Below are 3,982 nucleotides of genomic sequence, written 5' to 3' on the forward strand. Positions count from 1 at the left end.
GGGACATCCGCCGCTGGATCAACGAGTGGAACAAGAACCCCAAGCCATTCGTCTGGACGAAGACTGCCGACGACATCCTCGACACCCTCGCCGCATACTGCACACGAATTAACGACTCAGGACACTAGGTCTTGTCTCTCCGATCACGCTGGTAGCCCGGGAATTCAGCGGCCACGATGGGGCCCTGGAGGGCATCGCTTCCAGGGCCCCACGCAATCAGCGCAGGTCGCGGTCCGGGTTCGAGATCCTGAACTTGGCTACGTTCTCCCCGGTCGTCCAACAGCGGAAGCCGGCCTTCTCCAGTACTCGGACTGAGGCCGGGTTCGACAGTTCCACGTCGGCGGACACGGTGTGGACTTCTGGCGCGGTGAGGGCGAAGTCGGCGAGGGCCTGGGTGGCCTCAGAGGCATAGCCTCGGCCACGCCGGGAGGCCACGATGCCGTAGCCGATCTCAAGGACCCCCTCGGTGGGCGGCCAGAACAGGCCGATGGACCCCACCACCAGGCCACTGCTGCGCTCGATGACCAGACGGTGGCCGTAGGCGCCGAGCCAGTCGGGGTACTGCTCGAAGAGGCCCGCGACCACGCGATCGCCCTCAGCGGGAAAGTCGTCCGCCCAGTACGGGGACCGGGTGCCGTCGAGGACCGCGGTGGCCTCGCTCCTGGTCCAGGGCCGTAGGACGAGGCGCTTGGTGTCCACGTCGGCGTGGACGGGTGAAGAAGAGGAAGACATGTGTCTCTCCTGGTCGTTGGAACGACCGGCCGCGCTCTGTTATCGCACAGGCCGGATGAGGGCATGCTGATGACGGTCGGCGGCAGCCATATTCATCAACCTCCTCATCCCGAGATCACGCGTCTGTCGCGCTGGCGTGAGGGTAGTAGCTCCTGCTCTGCGGGGGCAACTCCTTTCGGGGCTGCTGACTGGGGCTTTCGCTCGCTGAAGGTCGTATCCCTTCGAGCGGCGGCTCGTTGCTTTGATCATGCTCAGCAGACCGGGATCTCAGCGACGACGAGTGGGCGGTCCTGGAACCGCTCCTGCCCAAGGGCAACAACCGGTGCGGCCGGTGGCGGGACCACACCAGGTGATCAACGGGATCATCCACCGGCTCGGTACCGGCTGCCAGTGGCGCGCGCTGCCCGAACGCTTCGGCCCGTGGCAGACCGTCCACAAACGCCACCTGATGTGGTCGGCCGACGGCACCTGGAAGAAGCTGCTTCAACATGTCCAGGCCGTCGCCGACGCTACGGGTGACATCGACTGGAATATCAACATCGACTCCACCTCGATCCGCACCCACCAGCACGCCGCCGGGGCCCCGAAAGACCCGCCGCCGGCAACATCCGGCGCTTCAAAAGGGGCCGCGCAAAGATCAGTTCACGTGCAGGTGCACATGCGGATAAGCCCGTTCCCGGCGGGGGCGGTGCTCCAGGCGAAGCCCTCGGCCGCTCGCGCGGCGGGCTGACCTGCAAGCTCCACCTGAGCACGGACGGCAAGAGCCGCCCGCTCTCCGTGGTCATCACTGCGGGGCAGCGGGCGGACTGCACCCAGTTCGAGCGGGTCATGGACGAGATCCGCGTCCCCCGGCTCGGCGTCGGCAGGCCACGGCGGGTACCGGACAGCGTCGGCGCCGACAAGGCATACAGCAATGGCGTAATCCGCGCCTACCTGCGGCGACGCGCTATCCGGCACGTGATCCCGGAGAAGAGCGACACCAAGACGGCCCGCCTGCGCAGAGGTTCACGTGGCGGCCGACCCGCCCACTTCGACAAGATCCGGTACAAAGCCAGGAACACTGTTGAGCGAGGGATCAACAGAATCAAGCACTTCCGGGCCGTCGCCACCCGTTACGACAAGCGAGGATACGTCTTCCTCGGCACCGTCACCGCCGCCGCACTCCTTATCTGGCTCCGCTCGTGACCGAAGACGGCCTCGGGGATTCGTGAAACCGTGGTTGTCGGGCACTCGGTGATCCTCGACCCGAACAGGCTCGTGGGCTGCGCCCTCCGGCTCGGCATCGAGGAGCCCAACGAACAGTCAGTGGGATGGGGTCACGGTCTGAAACGTGCGGGTCTGGGCAGCACGCTGCCCAGACCCGCACTGCCCGGAGTGTCAGCGGCTCATCAGCGCAAAGACGCCCCAGCCGAGGTACTCACGGGTGTACTGCACGTAGCGTGCGGGTCCTGTGGCGAGTTCGGCCCGCACATTGGCGGCCAGCTCGTCATCGGGTTCTGGTCGAGCCAGCAGCGGAGGTTGAACCACTGCGCCGCCTGATACCGGTCCCAGCTGTCCTGATCGGCCAGCACCATCTCCACGACGTCGTACCCGAGATCGCCGAAGTGCCCGATCAACTCCGGCAGCATCCGAAAGTCGGCTCTGCTGCCGGCGCGGCAGCCCTCGATGACGTCCTGGGTCGGCGGTGCCTGACGCCAGTACGGCTCGCCGATCAGCATGAGACCGCCCGGGCGCAGGCTGCGGCCCAGCAATTCGACGGTACCGGCCACGCCGCCCCCGATCCAGGTGGCACCCACACACGCAGCGAGATCGACCGGCTCGTCCGCGACGTAGCCAGAGGCGTCGCCGTGAACGAAGTCGATCTGGTCGGCGACTCCGAGTTCAGCGGCACGGGCGCGGGCCTTTTCGGTAAACACTGTGCTGATGTCCACCCCCGTCCCCGTGACGCGGTGGTCACGTGCCCAGGTGCACAGCATCTCGCCCGTTCCGCTGGCGAGATCCAGCGTACGCGTGCCAGGTGCCGGACGGAGCGCCTTGCCCAGTACGGCGAGCTTGTCAGCGGTGATCGGGTTGTGAACGCGGTGGCTGCTCTCGCGAATGGTCCAAATACGTGGAAGATCCACAGGAGGAATTCCTTACGACGTGGTCCACGATTGAGGCCCCGACATGTTGGCCTGGCGGGTTGGCTGGTATTTGATCAGAAGGCGTCTCGCCGGACGAGTACCAGTGCGGTGCTCAGCTTGCGGCGGGTTTGCCGGTGAGCGGAGCGGTCCGATACCAGCGAGGCAATCGCGCGGTGGGTTTCGGCGTAGTCCTCGCGTCGGAAGGTGTAGCGCTGGAGCGGGCGCCACTGCCGCAGTTCGGCGTTGGTGTGCTCGACGCAGATGCGGGCCGAGGACTGGCGTCGGCGCATTTCCTGCCATGCGTAGTGCTTGCCGGGCGGCGCGTCGTCCTTCGGCTTCCTCGGTGGGGCGCTGACCTGATCGGGGAATGCGTTGGCCAGGCCCCGATAGCCCTCGTCGACCTCGGCTTTCACCATCGGATGGAGCCGGAACTGCTCCGTGATGCCCTCGGTGCGCACCGCGGTCTGGTCGTGCATGCGACCGGGCTGGCTCGCGCCCGACCACAGCAGACGGCCCTGTCCATCGCTCACTGTGGTGGTCTTGATTGTGTTCTGCCTCCTCTTGCCTGATACGAAGGCTCGTCGTCCTGGCCGACCGGCCTTCGGGCGGCGAACCTGGGTCTCGGCGCCGTCGATTCGTAGACGGATCCCCTCGGCCTCGGTGTAGGCGAATACATCCGCCAGGGTGCGCAGCCTGACGCCGGGGCGGTCGGGGACAGCGAAGCCACGTGCGGCCAGCAGCGGGCGGATCTCGCTGATGGCCCGGGAGATCGTGGAGCGGGCTGTGCCGTACAGCTCGGCCAGCGCGACGTGTGGGAGCCCGGTGCGCAGATGCACCAGCGTGACCAGCACACGGTCGGTAAAGACCAGGTCGTGCTTCGGTCCGGCACCAGCGTCCCGCTGCCTCTCGGCACCACGTCGCTCACACAGTGCAGACTCACACCGGGCAAGCCACGGGCCTGCCAACTCCTCAATTAGCCCCCCGAGACGCACGCGGGATATGAAGTTTCCCCGTGATCATGGACACGTTTCCGTTATGCCGCGAGGGCCTGTGCCTGCTGGTAGCGAAGGCGTGTTTCGTGGGGCGTGAGGTAGCCCCAGGTGATGTGCTTGCGAAGTCTGCGGCGG

Annotated in this window: 2 protein-coding genes and 3 pseudogenes; 2 read left to right on the top strand and 3 right to left on the bottom strand. The window is 66.5% G+C overall.

The genetic code is table 11. The features are described from left to right. Nucleotides 1-128: pseudogene (locus E6P78_RS32280) on the top strand (IS630 family transposase); the annotation flags it as partial. 88 nt (nt 129-216) lie between these two features. Here the strand turns inward: E6P78_RS32280 and E6P78_RS32285 are convergent. Then, the gene (locus tag E6P78_RS32285) at nt 217-732 is read right to left on the bottom strand and encodes a GNAT family N-acetyltransferase (protein ID WP_136207175.1); all 516 of its coding nucleotides are present in this window, start codon (nt 730-732) and stop codon (nt 217-219) included. A 290-nt stretch (nt 733-1,022) separates the two neighbouring features. Between E6P78_RS32285 and E6P78_RS32290 the strand changes: the two are divergent. Beyond that, nucleotides 1,023-1,917: pseudogene (locus tag E6P78_RS32290) on the top strand (IS5 family transposase). Between the two features lie 192 nt (nt 1,918-2,109). Here the strand turns inward: E6P78_RS32290 and E6P78_RS32295 are convergent. Further along, nucleotides 2,110-2,855, bottom strand: a pseudogene (locus E6P78_RS32295) (methyltransferase domain-containing protein). Nucleotides 2,856-2,929: 74 nt separating this feature from the next. Further along, entirely contained in the window at nt 2,930-3,847 is a 918-nt protein-coding gene (locus E6P78_RS32300) for a transposase family protein (RefSeq protein WP_346765638.1), read from the bottom strand. Between the last annotated feature and the right edge of the window lie 135 nt (nt 3,848-3,982).

Origin of the sequence: Streptomyces sp. A0958 (assembly GCF_004795035.1) — a bacterium.
In the GTDB taxonomy this organism is placed as follows: Bacteria; Actinomycetota; Actinomycetes; order Streptomycetales; family Streptomycetaceae; genus Streptomyces.